We start from the raw sequence: 17,598 nt of genomic DNA, 5'->3' as shown, positions 1-17,598 counted from the left end.
CCTCAGCGCGGGGGATCGACCCTTCCCATGCCGTTGCCATTGACCCGAAACCAGCCGGCAATACTGTAGCGCTCCTGATTGGCAGGCAGTACCTCGTGGGGAAACTCCTCGGAGAGAAACATGACCAGCCGCCCCCCCTTGGGGCTGACATCCATCAGAAACTGCTCCTTGTCGTCATACATGCGCAGCACTCCACCCGCTTCGGGCAGCCAGTCGTTGTTGAGGTAAAACACGGTGGTAAGACGGCGGTTGGAGCGACCGGCAAAGGCATCCCGATGGGTGGCGTAAAAATCCCCGCTGCGATAGCGGGCGAAGTGGGCCTCGTAGTCGAACAATCCCAGCATCAGCATCCGGTTGGCGGCAAGACGCAGGGACTCCATCCGGGCGAGGTAGTCAGCCACCGGCGCACCGAGGGAGGGCTCCAGCCAGTGGATCTGGTCACGGCGAATATCGGGATTGCCCTGGTGCAGGGCGTCACGGCCGATCCCGGCCGGTTGCCATTCGCCTGGCAAACAGGCTTTGAGGACATCCACCTCGGCGGCGGTCAAAAAATCATCCACTATCACCCATCCCCGGGTGTAAATGGCATCCATGGCAGCTTGATAGTCCAAGATTGGCTCACAATGAGTGGAAAGAGGGCGCTTTGTAGCGACTTACCGGCAAAGTCACAAACCGGTTTGCTTCTCTTGAGAAGTCCCAACATCAATACGCGAGTTGCTGCCCGCCTCCCCGCATTTTTGTCGCCAGTTGTGATCCCGCCCTGCCAAAGAGCGTATTGGCTGTCGAAACTGTGATGGCCCTTGCAATCGGGACGAGGAGGCGCCGCGGCCTCCTTGCGGTGCCAAGAGCCAGCCGATACCGTATCCGCATCGCCATGTTCTGTTCATCCGGCGCTTGTCTCTGTCACCGACCGAACTACTCACGGCACAACCCGCGCATCACCCACGAAAGGATCTTCTCATGCCTCTGCCCGATCTCACTTTGCAACGACTGGATGGTACCCCCTACCCGCTGACTCAACTGGCGGGCAAGGTGGTGCTGGTGGTCAATGTGGCCAGTCGCTGCGGCTTTACTCCCCAATATGAAGGGCTGGAAACGCTCTATCGGGAGCTCGGCCCCAAGGGGCTGGTGATTTTGGGCTTCCCTTGCAACCAGTTCGGCAATCAGGAGCCGGGGGATGCGGACGAGATCGCCCGCTTCTGCTCCCTCGACTATCCGGTCAGCTTCCCCATCATGGCCAAGTGCGATGTCAACGGTGAGCATGCCCACCCCTTCTACCAGTGGCTCAAGCAACAGAAACCGGGCTTTCTTGGGCTGGAAAACGTCAAATGGAACTTCACCAAGTTCCTGATCGACCGCGATGGCAACGTGGTGGAGCGCTTTGCCCCCCAGGCCAAACCGGAGAGTCTGGCCGAGCAGATCCGCGAGATGCTCTGATGCTCCCGCACCGTTTTACGCCACTGCGTTGAACGATTGTATGGCGGCCGGTGCGACAGCTACTGCGCAGCGGCCGCTCTTTTGCTATATTACGGCCCCACTATCTTTTCCATATCGTGGCTGGCCCCAACATGCTGGCTGCCCGTTGAGCCAAAGGCTCATCTCAGGAGTTTCTCTCGAACATGTCATTCAACGAACTGGGTCTGTCTCCGCATATTCTGCGGGCCGTCAAGGAGCTGGGTTACGAACAACCAACCCCCATCCAGCAGCAAGCGATTCCGGCCATTCTGGCCGGTCAGGATGTGCTCGGCGGCGCTCAGACAGGCACAGGTAAAACGGCCGGTTTCACCCTGCCGATGTTGCAGCGTCTGCTGGCCAACCACGGCCGTGGCCGTCGTCAGGTGCGCGCACTGGTACTGACCCCGACCCGCGAACTGGCGGCACAGGTGGGCGAGAGCATCATCAAGTATGCCCACCACCTGCCGTTCAAGACTCTGATCGCCTATGGCGGTGTCAGCATCAAGCCCAATCTGGACGCCATCAAGCTGGGGGTAGACATTCTGGTCGCCACCCCGGGCCGTCTGCTGGATCTGCTGACCCAGGGCGCCCTGACCCTGAGCCAGCTGGAAGTGCTGGTGCTGGATGAAGCGGATCGCATGCTCGACATGGGCTTTATCGTCGACATCCGCCGCATCATGAAGGCGCTGCCTGCAGAGCGGCAAACCCTGCTCTTCTCTGCCACCTTCTCAAACGACATCAAGGCGCTGGCGGACGATCTGCTGAACGACCCCACCCTGATCGAGGTGGACCCCAGCAATACTGCCGCCGAGCAGGTGACCCAACGCATCATTCAGGTGGATCGGGAACGCCGCCGCGAGCTGCTATCCCACATGATTGGCCGTGGCAACTGGCAGCGGGTGCTGGTGTTTGTTCGCACCAAGCAGATCGCCGACCGCCTCGCCCAGCAGATGCAAAAAGATGGTCTCAATACCGTGGCGATCCACGGTGACAAGAGCCAGGGAGCCCGCAACCGGGCGCTGGCCGATTTTCGCAGTGGCGAGGTGCGGGTGCTGGTAGCGACCGATATCGCCGCCCGCGGTCTGGACATCGATCAACTGCCCTACGTGATCAACTTTGAACTGCCCCAGATGGCGGAAGATTACATCCACCGTATCGGCCGTACCGGCCGCGCCGGTCGTGGCGGCGAAGCCATCTCGCTGGTCAGCCAGGACGAGCTGGGTCAGCTCAAGGCTATCGAAGCCCTGATCGGCCAATCCCTGACCGTGGAAATCCTGGAAGAGTATGAGCCAAGCGGCAAGCCGAGTCGCCAGACTCTGCCGGGCAGCAAGCCGGTGCAGAACCCGCCTCGGGCTCGCGGTCATGCCAACGCCAAGAGCAGCAATGCCAAGGGCAAGCCAGCCGCGGGCAAGGGCAAAGCCAAGGGTGACGCCAGCAAAAAACCTGCACCGGCCCGCAAGCGGGAAGTGGTGGGCGAGGATATCGGCTTTGCGCCAATGCGCCGCTTGCCCAAAGCAATGCGCGACAGCTATCAGGAGAGCAGCGACGAGTAAGCTCGCGCGACGCTAACTGCCAAGCCAAAAGAGGGAGCCTGCAAGGCTCCCTCTTTCGTTATGGATCGCTCGGAGCCATGTAAGTGCTCCGTGCAAATGCTCCGCTCGGGCTCAAACCAGCGAATGGCGTACCGCGGCAGTACCATGGCTGGGCGGCGCTGAACCATTGAGCGGATTGAGCTGCAAGAACTCGAACAAGCCAGCCTGCATATTGACGTTCCAGAAGCGTCCGGCGAGGGTGAGTTGCAACCGTGCATTCTCGATCTCGGCCAGCCCGTGCTGCTGCCAGGCGGCAAAAAGCGGCATCAGATGGGTCAGCAAAAGCGCTGGCAGACGATCCAGTGCCAGCACGCCACTGTCGAGGGCGCCACGCAGCAGACCGTCCATCCTTGCATTGGGATTGCGTCCCATCACCATCCCGGGCGCCCGCTTGCCACTGGCCAGCGCGTCATGCCAGGGGGCCAGATCCCGCCCATACATCAAGCCGTGGCCAAGAATACTGCCCCCAGCACCGGCGCCAAAGGGGAGGATCTCCGCACCGCGCTTGGCCATCTGGTTATAACGACTCTGCTCGGCCGGGCTGCGCCGCCAGTGACTGCAAGAGAGACGCTCCCAGCCGTGGGCTTCCAGTTGCGCCCCGCCATAGGCATACATGGCCGCCCGCTGCTGGCCATCGGCGAGCCAATCCAGGGTGCCCTTCTCCTGCGCCCGCTCCAGATTGGTGCCCTGCATGGCGATGAGCTGATAGAGATCGACCCCGTGTACACCGCTCGCCATCACATCGCGGATATCTTGCTGCCACACGGCATCATCCTGACCGGGCAGACCAAAGATGAGATCCGCCACGATCACAGCCGCATCATCACGGGTCAGCTCACCCAGACGGGTCAGCAAGGTTTCCCTGTCATCGAAACGGGCCGCCTGCTGACGCACCCGGGTATCAAAGCTCTGCACCCCGAATGAGAAGCGGTTGAAGCCCCCCGCCAACGCCACCTGCCATTTCTCATCATCAAAGCCGTTGAGGCGTCCCTCCAGCGTCACCTCGGCATCCGCCGCCAGCGGAAAACGGCGGATCACGGCGGCCAGCATGGCCAGCTCGTCGGCGCTCATGTCGGTCGGCGTACCGCCCCCCACATAGACGGCTGAAAATGGCATGCTCTGCGCCAGCGGGGTGTCAGCCGCCTGCGCAAGGGAGGCGCACAAGGCGTTGACATAGCGGTTGATCCGCGCCGGGTTGGCACCATTTTCAAAGAAATTGCAGAAGCTGCAGCGCTTTCGGCAAAAAGGAATGTGGATGTAGAGGGCGCGCTCCTCAGCTTCACTCTCTCGCTGCCACCAGCTCTGCCAGCCAGCCTCATCCAGCGGGAAGGGGCGCATCCCTCCCCGGCTGGCGTGAGCCGAGGTCTTGGCGCTAAAAGCAAACTTGAGGGGGTCCGGCGTGGCAATGCCGGTCATGGAAGGGGTCAGATTCATGATGGTCACTATTATCAGCAAATAATGACAATGATAACGATTATCGTTACTGGCAATTTGTTCTGGATCAACCCGAGGAGCAGCCCCCTCCCAAAAGGCATTTTGGCAACCTGCATTACCGATCTGCTTAACAGATTATTTACTCAAGAGTGGTTATCGTGTGCCGATAGAGAACCATCTCCCGCCGTTTCTTCGTCTACGATCAAGATGATACGGGATCACATAACAACACCAAGCGCATGGAACTTGCCCAAAATGCATAACCTCTCCTTGAACTGGAAAATATTCCTCCCTCTTGCGCTGGTCATCAGCACCACCTTTGGCCTCTGCTTCGAACTCTCCGCATGGCTGCAACGGGATCTCGCCATCCGGCTGGCTGAGGAGAAAGTTGAGAGCATGGCCAACACCTATATGGATCAGGTGAACGTGCTGATGATGACCGGTGGCATGGCCAACCGGCAGATAGTGCAGACCAAACTCAAGAGTGAAGCGGGCATCGTTGAGGCCCGTCTGGTGCGCGCGCCAGCCGTCAGCAACCTGTTTGGCCCGGGCCACCCGGATCAGAAAGCGCAGGATCCCCTCGATGAGCGTGCCATCAATCAGGGCGAAGCCATCCTGGAGCAGCAGGGCAACCGGCTCACCCTGATCAAACCGTTCAAAGCCTACAAGGAGTATCGCGGCACCCAGTGCCTCACCTGTCACCAGGTCAATGAAGGAACAGTGATGGGGGCAGTGCGGATCAGTTATGACCTCAGCCACACCTTCGGCGAGATCCGCCACAACAACCTGATCCTGAGCGGCAGCCTGGCCGCCCTCTTCAGCATTGGCTTCGGCTTGCTCTGGTGGGTATTGCAACGCTACGTGAAACACCCACTGCGCCAGCTGCAGCTCACCATGATCCGGATGGCCAAAGAGCGCGACCTCGCCCTCCCCCTGGTCAATGACAGCCGGGATGAACTGGGCCAGATGACCCGCGCCGTCAATGACATGGTGCAGGGATTCCGCCACAGCCTGCAGGAAGTGGAAGGGGCAACCCACCAGCTCTATCAGGAATCAAACCAGATCCGTCAGGTCGCGACCCAGACCGAAAACTCGGCCCGTCAGCAAGAGGGAATGACCACCCAGGTCGCCGCCGCCGTCAGCGAGCTGGCCGCCAGCTCTCATGAAGTACGTGAACATGCCCGCCACAGCGCCGAGCTCTCCGCCCTCACCAATCAGGATGCCGCTGACACCAGTCGCCTCGCCCAGCACTCCATCACTGACATGGGCGAGATGTCTGCAGAGATCGATCGGGTGGATCAGGTGATCCAGCAACTCGACAGCCGCTGCCTTGCGGTTGACGGTGTACTCGAGGTGATCAAGGGGATTGCCGATCAGACCAACCTGCTGGCCCTCAACGCTGCGATTGAAGCGGCGCGGGCAGGTGAGCAAGGCCGTGGCTTTGCGGTGGTGGCCGATGAAGTACGGGCTCTCTCCAACCGCAGCCGTGCCGCCAGCGAAGAGATCTCCCAGATGATCGCCGCCCTGCAAAATGAGGCCCAGAGCGCAGTTACGGTGATCGGGGATGCAAAAAGCAAAGCCGATGAGAGCATCAGCAAGACCGAAGCGACCCTGGCAGCCATGCAGAACATCATCGAGCGCATCGCCCGCATCAATGACCTCAACGCCCAGATGGCCCAGTCGGCCGAAGAGCAGGACAGGGTCTGCCATGAGGTAGACAGCTCGGTGAGCGATATTCGCAACACCTCCAACGACACCCTGGGTCAGGCACACGCCGCCAACCTCGCCAGCATTCAGCTGGTGGAGCAGTGCCAGAAACTGGAAGCGCTGCTGAAAACCTACCGCTGGTAATCCACTTCACATATGAAAAAGCGCGACCCGAGGGTCGCGCTTTTGCTTTATGGATTCGATTTGGCCGAACGGCCGCGTTGCTGTTCCAGCGGCGCGCTGACTATTAACTACGCCGCCGGGATGACTTTAGCGGGCGTTGCGGGTTGCGACTGCATCCGCCAGGTTGCGCAGCAACACTTCGGTATCAGCCCAACCGATGCAGGCATCGGTGATGCTCTGGCCAACAGTGAGTTCACACCCTTCCACCAGATCCTGACGGCCTTCTACCAGATGGCTCTCCACCATCACACCAAACACCGCCTTGCTGCCGGCACGCAGCTGACCTGCTACGTCTTCGGCCACCACCATCTGGTTCTTGAACTGCTTGCTGCTGTTGGCGTGACTAAAGTCGATCATCACCTTCTGCGGCAGACCGGCCTTCTCCAGCCCCTTCACAACTTCGCTGACATGGGCGGCGCTGTAGTTCGGCTCACGACCACCACGCAGAATGATGTGACAGTCCGGGTTGCCGCGGGTCGCCACGATGGCGGAGTGACCGTATTTGGTGACCGACAGGAAGTGGTGCGGCGCACTGGCAGCGCCAATGGCATCGATGGCAACCTTGATAGTGCCGTCAGTGCCGTTCTTGAAGCCCACCGGGCAGGAGAGACCGGAGGCCAGCTCGCGGTGTACCTGGGATTCGGTAGTACGGGCACCGATCGCGCCCCAGCTCATCAGGTCCGCCACATATTGCGGGGTGATCATATCGAGGAACTCGGAGGCAGTTGGCAGCCCCATGTCGTTGAGATCCAGCAACAGCTTGCGACCAATGCGCAGACCGTCGTTGATCTTGCAGCTGTTGTCGAGGTACGGATCGTTGATCAGCCCCTTCCAGCCCACAGTGGTGCGCGGTTTTTCGAAGTAGACCCGCATCACGATCTCCAGCTGATCTTTCAGCTCGTCGCGCAGCGCCTTGAGGCGCTTGCCGTACTCCAGCGCGGCAACCGGATCATGGATGGAGCAAGGACCGATCACCACCAGCAGACGATCATCTTCGCCGGCTAGGATATTGTGAATGGACTGGCGGGATTCAAAAACGGTGGACGAGGCCACCTCGGTAGCCGGAAACTTCTCAAGCACCGCAACCGGGGGTAATAACTCTTTGATTTCACTGATACGAACGTCGTCGGTTTGATGCTGCATGACAAGGCTTCCTGCTAGATGACTGCGATTAGGAAATCTCAACATAGCCCGCGACAGCGCATGTGTAAATAGGAAATTACAGCAATCACAAAACTATTTTATATGGCAATCTTGCAAGTTATTGAAATGATGCTAAGCGAAATGACGATGCTGGTGAGGAAGGCAAAAAGGCCCGCTCAGCGCGGGCCCGAAGCGTCGGTGATGACGGGTTTGTCAGTGATCAGCCACGCTGGCTGATACTGGCCAGCTTGTCGAAGTAATCCGGGAAGGTCTTCGAGGTGCACTTGGGATCATTGATGGTGACCGGGGTATCCGACAGCGCCACCAGCGAGAAGCACATGGCGATACGGTGATCGTTGTAGGTATCGATCTCGGCATGCTTGAGCTGGGTCGGCGGGGTCACGGTGATAAAGTCATGCCCCTCCTCCACTTCGACGCCCAGCTTGCGCAGCTCGGTCGCCATGGCGTGCAGACGATCGGTCTCTTTCACCCGCCAGTTGTAGATATTGCGAATGGAGGTCGGCCCCTCGGCAAACAGCGCGGCAACCGCGATGGTCATGGCCGCATCGGGAATATGGTTCATGTCCATATCCACTCCGTGCAGCGGCGCCTGCTCCGCCTCGATAAAATCATCGCCCCAGGTGATGCGCGCGCCCATATTCTCCAGCACATCGGCGAAGTGGATATCACCCTGAATGCTGTGCTTGCCGATACCGGTGACCCGCACCTTGCCCTTGATGGCGCCCGCCGCGAGGAAGTAGGAGGCGCTGGAGGCATCTCCTTCCACCAGAAAGTCACCCGGGCTGATGTAGGTCTGGTTGCCCTTGATGTAGAACAGCTTGTAGTTGTCGTGCTCGATGACCACCCCGAACTGCTTCATGATGTGCAGGGTGATGTCGATGTAGGGCTTGGAGACCAGCTCTCCCTTGATGTGGATCCGGGTATCACCGGCCGCCATTGGCGCCGCCATCAAAAATGCGGTCAGGAACTGGCTGGAGACGGAGCCATCGACGTGCACATCGCCGCCCCACAGCCCCTTGGCATCCACCACCAGCGGCGGATAACCATCGTGTTTCAGGTACTGGATATGGGCTCCCGCTTCACGCAGGGCATCCACCAGATGGCCGATGGGACGCTCTTCCATGCGCGGCTCGCCGCCCAGGGTATATTCACCTGAGCCGAGGCATAGCGCGGCGCAGAGCGGTCGCATGGCAGTACCGGCGTTGCCGAGGAACAGATTGACCGGCTCTTTCACCGCAAAACTGCGACCCAGACCCTGCACGGTACACTCGGTCTTGTCGGCGGAGAGCTTGTACTTGACCCCGAGTTGGGTCAGCGCAGCCAGCATATGACGAATGTCATCGCTGTCGAGCAGGTTGGTCAAACGGGTGGTGCCACGGGCCAGCGCCGCCAGCAGCAGCGCACGGTTAGAGACACTCTTGGAGCCGGGCAGATTGACCTCACCGGCCACACGAGAAATGGGTTCCAAACGCAACGAATTCATAGACTTCCTGTGCTATCTCAAAAATAAACGCCTGTCCGGACGTTAACAGCCTGCGTCCCGCTCGGCAAGGGCACTTTCAGGGGAAATCGCACGGTAAACGCCAGCGCGCTGGTTCTGTTGAAAAAAAGACGCCGGGGTATCCCCGGCGTCTTGAATCACTGCAATAGCTGGAAGCGGTTCAAGGGTTGTCACGAGAGGCCGCCAGCAAGCATGTGAGTACTCTCTTCTCAGCCGTAGCGCTTGGCAAAGCCATCCATAAAGCTCACCAGGGCCTTCACCCCCTCCAGCGGCATGGCATTGTAGATGCTGGCGCGCATGCCGCCGACAATGCGGTGCCCTTTGAGGGCCAGCAGGCCAGCGGCTTCCGATTCGGCCAGGAACTGCTTGTCCAGCTCGGCATTTTTCAGCTGGAACGGGATGTTCATCCGCGAACGGCAGCTGGCATCCACCTGATTGCCATAGAAGCTCGACTGATCGAGATAGTCATACAGGAAGTCGGCCTTCTCCTTGTTGCGCGCTTCCATCGCCTCGAGGCCCCCCTGTTCTTTCAACCACTCGAACACCAGACCGGCCAGATACCAGGCGTAGGTGGGCGGCGTGTTGAACATGGAGTCGTTCTTGGCAGTGAGTTTGTAGTCAAAAATCGAGGGCACATCGGCTCTCGCCTGATCCAGCAGATCATCGCGTACGATGGCGATGGCAAGCCCGGACGGCCCGATATTCTTCTGGGCACCGGCATAGATGATGCCAAAGCGGCTCACGTCGAGAGGACGGGAGAGAATGGTGGAGGAGAGATCCGCCACCAGCGGCACCTCGCCGGTGGCCGGGATGTCGAACATCTCGATGCCGTCAATGGTTTCGTTCGGGCAGTAGTGAACATAGGCCGCATCGGCGCGAAACGCCGGGGTCGGCAGCAGGTGGGAGATCCCCTGCTCGTTCTTGGCAACCCCCTGGAAGGTCTGGATATCGCCATACTTTTTGGCTTCATCCACAGCGCTCTGGGACCAGACACCGGTCAGCAGGAAGTCCGCCTTCTTGTTGGCGCCGCCCAGCAGGTTCATGGGCACAGCGGAGAACTGACCGCGGCCGCCACCGTGCATGAAGAGCACCTTGTAGTTGTCCGGCACCACCAGCAGTTCGCGCAGATCCGCTTCGGCCTTCTCGGCAACCGCCATGTAGGGCTTGCCGCGATGGGAAAGCTCCATGACCGAGGCTCCCAGCCCCTGAAAATTACAAAATTCGCGCTGGGCGCGCTCCATGACTTCAACCGGCAGCATGGCGGGGCCGGCGCAGAAGTTGTAAATCTGTTTGCTCATGACGCTTTCCGTGAGTGGATGAGAGTAATCGATGACTTGTCAGGTTTTACACAAGAGCCGCCACAGGATCAAAGGCTTTTTGGGAGCTGGCTCAACCTTTTACCGTCACTCTGCGTCCCCCTTGCAGTAGAAAAAGCCCTGAACGGGTCAGGGCTTGCAGGGAACATGCACAGAAATGGCAGGCAGAGCGCATAAACCACCACAGCTCAGCCATTTCTGACAAATTTACAGTTTGGCGGTGAGCTCCGGCAGCAGAGTGAAGAGATCCCCCACCAGCCCATAGTCAGCCACCTGAAAGATGGGGGCATCGCTGTCCTTGTTGATGGCCACGATCACCTTCGACTCCTTCATCCCCGCCAGATGCTGGATGGCCCCCGAAATGCCGACCGCGATATAGAGCTCGGGCGCCACCACCTTGCCGGTCTGCCCCACTTGCAGATCGTTGGCGACATATCCTGCATCAACGGCGGCTCGCGATGCCCCCACCGCCCCACCCAGCTTGTCGGCCAGCGCCTCAATCAGGGCAAATTGCGCCTTGGAGCCCAGCGCCCGACCACCGGAGACCACCACCCGAGCGGCGGTCAGTTCGGGCCTGCTGGAGCGCACCGCGCGGCGCTCGACCAACCGGGTACGGCCTGCGAATTCGGGCACGGCCAAGTGCTCGATGAGAGCCTGCCCGCCCGTCGCCGCCTTGGCAAACGCGGTGGCCCGCACCGTCATCACCTTGACGGGCGCCGAGCTTGCCACTCTGGCAATGGCATTGCCCGCATAGATGGGGCGCAGGAAGGTGTCGCTGCTCTCGATAGCCGTCACCTCGGAGAGCATCTCCACCCCGAGGCGAGCCGCCACCTGTGGCAGCAGCGCCTTGCCCATGGCACTCGCCGCCATCAGGCAGTGGCTGTAACCTTCGCACCAGCTGGCCAGCAGCTTGTCCACCCCATCCAGCAGCCCGTCGGCCAAGCGGGGATGTTCGGCAAGCAACACCTTGTCGACGCCGCCGAGAGCTGCCGCCTGTTCACCCGCCTCGGTCAACCCCTGCCCCAGCAACAGCAGGTCAACCTGACCGCCGATTGAGCCGGCTGCGGTCACCAGTTGTGCCACGTTGTCGGCCAGATGGCCTTGATGATGTTCGGCAATGATCAGCACGCTCATGGCAGCACCTTCGCTTCGTGTTTGAGTTTGTCCACCAGCTCGTCCACCGAGCCCACCTTGATCCCGGCGCTGCGGGCTGGCGGCGCCATCACCCCGAGCAAACGGGTCTGATTGGCCACCTCAACGGCGAGTGTCGAGAACGGGGCGCTATCAAGCGGCTTGCGCTTGGCCTTCATGATGTTGGGCAGCGAGGCAAAGCGCGGTTCATTCAAACGCAGATCGGCGCTCACCACCGCAGGCAACGGCATGCCGAGGGTCTCGAGGCCTCCGTCGATTTCGCGAGTCACCAGCAGCTCTCCCGCTTCCACCTTAAGGGCGGACGCGCAGGTCGCCAGCGGCCAATCATTGAGGGCAGCCAGCATCTGGGCCACCTGATTGTTGTCTGAATCGATGGACTGCTTGCCGAGCAGCACCAGATCCGGCTGCTCCTGCTCACACACCTTGTGCAAGGCGCGGGCGACAGTCAGCGGGGTGAGCGTCTCATCGGTGACATAATGCAGCGCCCGATCCGCCCCCAGCGCCAGCCCATGGCGCAGTTGCTCGGCGGCAGCGTCAGGGCCGAAGGTCACCACCACCAGTTCGCTGGCAACCCCGGCTTCCCGCAGCCTGACTCCCTCCTCCACCGCAATTTCACAAAAGGGGTTGATCCCCATCTTCACATTGGCGAGCTCCACGTCGGAGCCGTCTCCCTTCACCCGGATCTTGACGTTGTAGTCGACTACCCGTTTGATCGCGACCAGCAGCTTCATGGGGTCATGCCTCGTCTCTTTGGATTGAATTCATTAGTGTGCCTCTGCGTTTGTTGCAGTACGCTCTTCCCTGATTTTTTGCTTTTTCTTGCTCAGTTTTGCTTACAACTGCTTTACGTTTACGTAAACTACCAGCATTACCCTAGGCCAACCAGAGCGCAGAGGCAAGATGGAACGGGAAGCAATGGAATTTGATGTCGTCATCGTCGGCGGCGGTCCGGCGGGGCTCAGTGCAGCCATCGCCCTGAAACAGCAGGATGCCACTCTCTCCGTCTGTCTGCTGGAGAAAGGGGCGGAAATTGGCGCCCATCTGCTCTCCGGCGCCCTGTTTGATCCCGTCGCCTTGCAAGAGCTGCTGCCGGATTGCTGGCAGCAAGCGCCGCTCGGCGTGCCGGTCAGCGACGATCAGGTTCATCTGCTGCAAAGCGAGCAACGTTCCCTGCAACTCCCCGCCTGGGCGGTACCGCCCCGGATGCACAATGAGGGCTGTCACATCATCAGCCTCGGCAATCTCTGCCGCTGGCTTGGCCAACAGGCGGAAAAACTGGGAGTCGAAATATACCCGGGATTTACCGCCAGCGAACTTATCATGGAGGCGGGCCGGGTCAAGGGTGTGATCACCGGCGATCTGGGGCTGGATCGGGCAGGCAATCCGAAAGCAGATCATGTGCCCGGCATGGCGCTGCTCGGCCGCTACACCCTCTTTGCCGAAGGGGCCCGCGGCCATCTCGGCAAGCAGCTGATCGCCGACTTCAACCTGGCAAGCCCTGCCCAGCCCCAGCACTATGCCATCGGCTTCAAGGAGCTGTGGCAACTGCCAGCAGGTCAAGGCAAAGCAGGACAGGTGCTGCACGGCAGTGGCTGGCCCCTTGGCAAGCAGGGAGGCGGCAATAGCCACGGCGGTTTCTATCTCTATCAGATGGAGGGAGATCAGGTCGCGGTCGGGCTGATTGTCGATCTCAACTACCAGAATCCCTGGCTCAGCCCGTTCGACGAATTCCAGCGCCTCAAGCATCACCCGCTTATCGCTGGCGTGTTGCAAGGGGGGGAGCGCATCAGTTACGGCGCCCGCGCCATCACCAAGGGGGGCTGGCACGCCCTGCCCCGCATGCACTTCCCGGGCGGCCTGCTGATCGGCTGTGATGCCGGCACACTCGACTTTTCCCGGATCAAGGGGATCCACACCGCCATGAAGTCCGGCATGCTGGCGGCAAAAACCGTCGCGATGGCGCTGCGAGGTGGCGATGAAGGGGGCCGGGATCTGGCCCAGTATAGTGACGAGCTGCACCAGAGCTGGCTGGCCCGCGAGCTCAAGGCGGCGCGCAACTTTGGCGCGGCTCTTCACCGCTATGGTCCCTGGTTGGGCGGTACCTTCAACTGGCTGGAGCAACGGCTGTTTGGCGCAAACTCGCCCTTCAAGCTGCTCGATAAGGCTCACGACTACCGTCAGCTGCGCGTGGCCAGCCGCTGCGAGCCCATTCATTATCCCAAACCCGATGGCAAGCTGAGCTTTGACAAGCTCTCGTCTGTGTATCTGGCCAACACCAGTCACGACGAGGATCAACCTTGCCACCTCAAGCTGCAGGACGAGCGCATTCCGGTCGAGGTCAATCTGCCCACCTGGGCTGAACCCGCCCAACGCTACTGCCCGGCCGGGGTATTTGAAGTGCTGGAAATGGAAGGCGCGGCCAAACTGCAGATCAACGCCGCCAACTGCATCCACTGCAAAACCTGCGATATCAAGGACCCCAGTCAAAACATTATCTGGACGCCGCCACAGGGGGGCTCCGGGCCCAATTATCCGAATATGTGATGAAGCGGGGCAGCGGCAACAAGCAGCCCCAGCTAGCCCTCCTCCAGCCAAAGGCTGGGTTCTACCCCGCATAGCCGCTCAGGTGATCCGACCTCGCTGTTTTTTTGAACAAACAAGCTGAATCCCTGATGAATAGCCCCTGACAAGCGCGGCCCGCCCCTGTATAGTTCGCCGCATTCAGGTTTTCCATCGGCCCGATCTGCTTATCCACGGGATCGCCTTCTGCAGCGATCTAAGGCCGCATGACCTGTGCAACCATCCCTGATTACCCATGACTTTTTAAGGGGGGACAGATGATCACCGCCTACATTCTCAACAACAAGGTGCTGGATATAGTCACGCTCGGGCCTGACGACATAGTACCTGACAACACGGTCTGGCTGGATGCCTACAAGCCGGACACGGCAGAGCGAGAATGGTTGACGGGCCTGTTCCTGGAAGAGGTCCCCGACAAGGAAGAGCTCGACGACATCGAAGCATCCGCCCGTTTTTACTGGGATACCGATGGTCTGCACATTCACTCCCTGTTTCCCCAGCGGATCGGTCGTGACACCAAGGGTGTCCACGTCTCCTTTACCCTGCGCAACAACCTGCTGATCAGCATTCGTGAAGATGACATCGGGCTGGTGCGCCTGCTGCGTCACTATATGCGCCAGGATCGGCTGGAGGTGGAGGATGCCCTCGACATCCTGCTGGAGGTGCAGAACCTCAAGGTGGAGTACCTCTCCGACCTTATCGAGGATGGTTACAAGACCTTGGAAAACACCGCCGATCAGATCTTCGAGCCGGATCAGATCAACCCCATGCTGAAAGAGTTGATGGCACAGGAAGAGGCCAACGGCCAGATCCGTCTCTCTCTGCACGATACCCGCCGCGCCCTGCGTTTCCTCAAGCGCAGCCTGCGCCAGCGCATGAGCCTTGAGCAGAACAAGTGGATCGACGAGATGCTGCACGACGTGGAGTCTCTCTTGCCCCACACCCAGTTCCTGTTCGACAAGATCAACTTCCAGCTGGAGGCCTCCATGGGGGTGACCAATCTGGAGCAGAACAAGGTGATCAAGATCTTCTCGGTGGCCGCGGTCATCTTCCTGCCGCCGACCCTGATCGCCAGTATCTACGGCATGAACTTCGGCCGCATGCCGGAGCTCGCCTGGGAGTATGGTTATCCCATGTCACTGGTGCTGATGGTGATGTCATCGCTCGGCACCGGCCTCTTCTTCAAGCGCAAAGGCTGGCTGTAACGCCGCCGACGCGCGCTGCGATATCTGAAGAAACCGATTGGGGGGCATGGCCCCCCGATTAATTTGCGCCACGCCCAACGCCTTGCAAAGGGCGCTTCGTCGCCCCATATCCCTTCCATCACTCAATTCAAGTGGATAACGGGCAACCATGACCCTCTACCCCGAACACCGATATGACGATCACGGCCAGTTGCGCCCGCCCCTCTGGTTCTGGCCCATCGCCCTGTTGCTGACCCGCTCGGTCTGGCTCTTTCTGATGGCAGGAGTGACCCGCGAGAGCGGCAGCGAGATCCTGACCCTCTTTTATCCGGACAAGATCACCCTCTACATCAGCCTGCTGACCGACGTACCCGCCATGCTGGCGTTGCTCGCCTGCGGGGGCACCTATCAGCAGACCCAAAGCATTCGCGCCAGACTCCGGCGCCACAGCCCGCTGCTGCTGCTCTGCTCTGCCGTCAGCGGCCTGTTGATGCAGTTGCACAGCCTCAATCTGCAGAAGTGGTCGTTCAGCTGGCCCACCGCACTGGTGCTGGTCGCCAGCCTCTGGGCGCTCTGGTATCTGCTGCGCAGTCGCCAACTACGGGAATATGCAGCAGATCAGCCCCACTGACGGGGCTGATACCTATTGACGAGTGACCCGGATCTGCAGGGTCTGGCGCTCGCTCTGGCTGCCTCGCCCCCCCTGTAGCTGGGTGCCGAGGCTACTCCCCTGATCCGCTGAGCTGGTCGAGAGCTCCCCCACCGTCAGCCACTGGCCCGGGGCCCCGCTCACCTCGGTGGCACTCTGCCCACGATTGATGGTGCCCTGATCCAGCCGCGCCTGTTCGCTGCTGAGCGCAATCTGCACCCGATCGCCAATCAAGGTGGCCGTGGCATAGAGGCCGTTCACCAGCGGCATCATCCCCACCACGGCGCCCCCGTTCCACTGATAGAAGGTGACCGGCTGATAGGAGCCCATCTGCAGCAGCACGGGACGGCCCGACAGCCCGCGCACCTGCCAGCTGTCGTTCTGGCTGCGCTGGTACTGCCGGGCGTTGCCATCGAGCAGCCACTGCCGCTTGGCCTCGTCGCGACTGATTGAGCCCCCCAGTTGCTGACCGCTGGCGGCACCATCCACCCGCCACTCGATAAGCAGACTCTGGGGCGGCTGGTTGATCTGCGCCAGCGTGGCTTCGGCCTCCTGCAGCTGGGCTGGCGTCCCGCTCAGCACCAACTGATTACCCATGGCACTCACCCCAAGCTGGGGATAGATCTCCTTGAGGGTCTGCACCGCTGCCTGCACCTCGAAGACCGGGATCACTTTCACCTCGGCCCACAGCGACGGGCTCCAGAGTCCCATCATGCAGCCAAGCCACAGCAGCGCCCTGCGGCCAACCTTGCCCATCCGAACCATTATGCTCTCCTCGTTCTCTGTGCTCTTCTCGCACTCTGTTCTCTTCTCTCTGCTCAGGTGTAGACCCCGCCCACAGCCAACAGCTCAGCCCTATTCCGTTCACCCGTCGATGATGAACCCGGCGGTTGCCAAAAAACAATCGGGAATGCAGCAACTCCGTGATTTCCCACGGTATGAGGCTCTCATTCCACGCCCTTTATCGCGTAAGATAGCGCCATCATAGTTGCCCAAGCGGAATCCATCATGTTGAAACAGCTGTTGTTACTCCCCCTCGCCCTGCTGCTGGGGGCCTGCTCCCTGACCCAGTACAACGTCAGCGAGGCCGAAATCAACCAGTACCTCAAGGATCAGGTCTCTTTTGAAAAACAGCTGGGGATCCCCGGCATCATGTCGAGCAAGATCCGTCTGGATGAGATGCAGAGCCGTATCGGCCGCAAGCAAGCAGATCGCATCGAGCTGGACGCCGCTGGCGACCTGCAGGTGAGCAGTCCCCTTGGCAGCCAGCAGATGAAGATCCGCTTTGCCCTGAGTGCCCGCCCGGACTATGTGGCCGATCAGGGCGCCATCTATCTGCGCGACCTTGAGCTGGTCTCGGTCAAGACCGAGCCGGCCGATATCGGGGCCGCCCTCACCCCGCTGCTGCCCACCTTCAATCAGTCGCTCTCCCTGTTCCTGTCGCAGACCCCGGTCTATCGCCTCGACAGCAGCCGCAAGAACGAAGCCAGGATCAAGGAGAAGGTCGAAGCCCTCAAGGTGGAGCCAGGCCGTCTGGTGATCCCGTTCAAGCTGCTCTGATCGCAGCCGCATTGACACTTTCATCGCAATAAACAGATAACCGCCCTCTTCGACAGCGCACATCCGGTTTAACGTGCAGCCGATCGGGACGGTTTTTTACTTCTCAAGTCCCCACCAACAC

Annotated in this window: 15 protein-coding genes; 7 read left to right on the top strand and 8 right to left on the bottom strand. The window is 60.3% G+C overall.

Annotated features, from left to right (window positions below; all coding sequences use genetic code 11):
* Nucleotides 1–2: 2 nt before the first annotated feature.
* Nucleotides 3–611: a 2OG-Fe(II) oxygenase gene (locus A9G06_RS00375; RefSeq protein ID WP_069553899.1), complete on the bottom strand. Its 609-nt coding sequence runs from the start codon at nucleotides 609–611 to the stop codon at nucleotides 3–5.
* Nucleotides 612–960: 349 nt separating this feature from the next.
* Between A9G06_RS00375 and A9G06_RS00370 the strand changes: the two genes are divergently transcribed.
* Nucleotides 961–1,437, top strand: coding sequence for a glutathione peroxidase (locus A9G06_RS00370; protein WP_069527243.1), 477 nt, complete (start codon nucleotides 961–963; stop codon nucleotides 1,435–1,437).
* 182 nt (nucleotides 1,438–1,619) lie between these two features.
* Nucleotides 1,620–3,008, top strand: coding sequence for a DEAD/DEAH box helicase (locus A9G06_RS00365; protein ID WP_069553898.1), 1,389 nt, complete (start codon nucleotides 1,620–1,622; stop codon nucleotides 3,006–3,008).
* A gap of 111 nt (nucleotides 3,009–3,119) precedes the next feature.
* Here A9G06_RS00365 and hutW read toward each other — a convergent pair whose 3' ends face one another.
* A complete protein-coding gene (gene hutW / locus A9G06_RS00360; RefSeq protein WP_069553897.1) occupies nucleotides 3,120–4,481 on the bottom strand; it encodes a heme anaerobic degradation radical SAM methyltransferase ChuW/HutW in 1,362 nt (453 codons plus the stop codon).
* Nucleotides 4,482–4,736: 255 nt separating this feature from the next.
* On the opposite strand from hutW, the gene A9G06_RS00355 reads away from it, so the two are divergent.
* Nucleotides 4,737–6,332: a methyl-accepting chemotaxis protein gene (locus A9G06_RS00355; protein WP_069553896.1), complete on the top strand. Its 1,596-nt coding sequence runs from the start codon at nucleotides 4,737–4,739 to the stop codon at nucleotides 6,330–6,332.
* A gap of 126 nt (nucleotides 6,333–6,458) precedes the next feature.
* On the opposite strand, the gene aroG is transcribed toward A9G06_RS00355, so the two are convergent.
* From aroG to A9G06_RS00330, 5 genes are all read right to left on the bottom strand, one after another.
* Entirely contained in the window at nucleotides 6,459–7,514 is a 1,056-nt protein-coding gene (aroG, locus tag A9G06_RS00350; protein WP_069553895.1) for a 3-deoxy-7-phosphoheptulonate synthase AroG, read from the bottom strand.
* Between the two features lie 220 nt (nucleotides 7,515–7,734).
* On the bottom strand, nucleotides 7,735–9,018 hold the full coding sequence (aroA, locus tag A9G06_RS00345; protein WP_069553894.1) for a 3-phosphoshikimate 1-carboxyvinyltransferase: 1,284 nt from the start codon (nucleotides 9,016–9,018) through the stop codon (nucleotides 7,735–7,737).
* A gap of 227 nt (nucleotides 9,019–9,245) precedes the next feature.
* On the bottom strand, nucleotides 9,246–10,334 hold the full coding sequence (serC, locus tag A9G06_RS00340; protein WP_069553893.1) for a 3-phosphoserine/phosphohydroxythreonine transaminase: 1,089 nt from the start codon (nucleotides 10,332–10,334) through the stop codon (nucleotides 9,246–9,248).
* Nucleotides 10,335–10,559: 225 nt separating this feature from the next.
* Nucleotides 10,560–11,486: an FAD-binding protein gene (locus A9G06_RS00335; protein WP_069553892.1), complete on the bottom strand. Its 927-nt coding sequence runs from the start codon at nucleotides 11,484–11,486 to the stop codon at nucleotides 10,560–10,562.
* Nucleotides 11,483–12,235 (bottom strand): electron transfer flavoprotein subunit beta/FixA family protein, encoded by a 753-nt coding sequence (locus A9G06_RS00330; protein ID WP_069553891.1) that lies wholly within the window; start codon nucleotides 12,233–12,235, stop codon nucleotides 11,483–11,485. Before A9G06_RS00330 ends, A9G06_RS00335 begins: the two co-directional genes overlap by 4 nt.
* Nucleotides 12,236–12,404: 169 nt before the next feature.
* On the opposite strand from A9G06_RS00330, the gene A9G06_RS00325 reads away from it, so the two are divergent.
* The 3 genes from A9G06_RS00325 (at nucleotide 12,405) to A9G06_RS00315 (ending at nucleotide 15,899) form a co-directional block, all read left to right on the top strand.
* Nucleotides 12,405–14,048, top strand: coding sequence for an electron transfer flavoprotein-ubiquinone oxidoreductase (locus A9G06_RS00325; protein WP_069553890.1), 1,644 nt, complete (start codon nucleotides 12,405–12,407; stop codon nucleotides 14,046–14,048).
* Nucleotides 14,049–14,341: 293 nt separating this feature from the next.
* A complete protein-coding gene (corA, locus tag A9G06_RS00320; RefSeq protein ID WP_005337059.1) occupies nucleotides 14,342–15,289 on the top strand; it encodes a magnesium/cobalt transporter CorA in 948 nt (315 codons plus the stop codon).
* 148 nt (nucleotides 15,290–15,437) lie between these two features.
* A complete protein-coding gene (locus A9G06_RS00315; RefSeq protein WP_042023947.1) occupies nucleotides 15,438–15,899 on the top strand; it encodes a DUF2919 domain-containing protein in 462 nt (153 codons plus the stop codon).
* A gap of 12 nt (nucleotides 15,900–15,911) precedes the next feature.
* On the opposite strand, the gene A9G06_RS00310 is transcribed toward A9G06_RS00315, so the two are convergent.
* A complete protein-coding gene (locus A9G06_RS00310; protein ID WP_069553889.1) occupies nucleotides 15,912–16,682 on the bottom strand; it encodes a hypothetical protein in 771 nt (256 codons plus the stop codon).
* 243 nt (nucleotides 16,683–16,925) lie between these two features.
* Here A9G06_RS00310 and A9G06_RS00305 point away from each other — a divergent pair, with 243 nt between their 5' ends.
* A complete protein-coding gene (locus A9G06_RS00305; RefSeq protein ID WP_005337065.1) occupies nucleotides 16,926–17,477 on the top strand; it encodes a lipoprotein in 552 nt (183 codons plus the stop codon).
* The last annotated feature ends 121 nt before the right edge of the window (nucleotides 17,478–17,598 follow it).

This window comes from Aeromonas sp. DNP9 (genome assembly GCF_001728955.1).
Classification (GTDB): Bacteria; Pseudomonadota; Gammaproteobacteria; order Enterobacterales; family Aeromonadaceae; genus Aeromonas; species Aeromonas veronii.
This window is presented reverse-complemented; position numbering and strand designations above follow the sequence as displayed.

Bases quoted from the DNA above. Each gene is read 5' to 3' on its own strand.
- A9G06_RS00370 (WP_069527243.1), top strand. From the start codon at position 961: ATGCCTCTGCCCGATCTCACTTTGCAACGACTGGATGGTACCCCCTAC.
- A9G06_RS00365 (WP_069553898.1), top strand. From the start codon at position 1,620: ATGTCATTCAACGAACTGGGTCTGTCTCCGCATATTCTGCGGGCCGTC.
- hutW (WP_069553897.1), bottom strand. From the start codon at position 4,481: ATGAATCTGACCCCTTCCATGACCGGCATTGCCACGCCGGACCCCCTC.
- A9G06_RS00355 (WP_069553896.1), top strand. From the start codon at position 4,737: ATGCATAACCTCTCCTTGAACTGGAAAATATTCCTCCCTCTTGCGCTG.
- aroG (WP_069553895.1), bottom strand. From the start codon at position 7,514: ATGCAGCATCAAACCGACGACGTTCGTATCAGTGAAATCAAAGAGTTA.
- aroA (WP_069553894.1), bottom strand. From the start codon at position 9,018: ATGAATTCGTTGCGTTTGGAACCCATTTCTCGTGTGGCCGGTGAGGTC.
- serC (WP_069553893.1), bottom strand. From the start codon at position 10,334: ATGAGCAAACAGATTTACAACTTCTGCGCCGGCCCCGCCATGCTGCCG.
- A9G06_RS00335 (WP_069553892.1), bottom strand. From the start codon at position 11,486: ATGAGCGTGCTGATCATTGCCGAACATCATCAAGGCCATCTGGCCGAC.
- A9G06_RS00330 (WP_069553891.1), bottom strand. From the start codon at position 12,235: ATGAAGCTGCTGGTCGCGATCAAACGGGTAGTCGACTACAACGTCAAG.
- A9G06_RS00325 (WP_069553890.1), top strand. From the start codon at position 12,405: ATGGAACGGGAAGCAATGGAATTTGATGTCGTCATCGTCGGCGGCGGT.
- corA (WP_005337059.1), top strand. From the start codon at position 14,342: ATGATCACCGCCTACATTCTCAACAACAAGGTGCTGGATATAGTCACG.
- A9G06_RS00315 (WP_042023947.1), top strand. From the start codon at position 15,438: ATGACCCTCTACCCCGAACACCGATATGACGATCACGGCCAGTTGCGC.
- A9G06_RS00310 (WP_069553889.1), bottom strand. From the start codon at position 16,682: ATGGTTCGGATGGGCAAGGTTGGCCGCAGGGCGCTGCTGTGGCTTGGC.
- A9G06_RS00305 (WP_005337065.1), top strand. From the start codon at position 16,926: ATGTTGAAACAGCTGTTGTTACTCCCCCTCGCCCTGCTGCTGGGGGCC.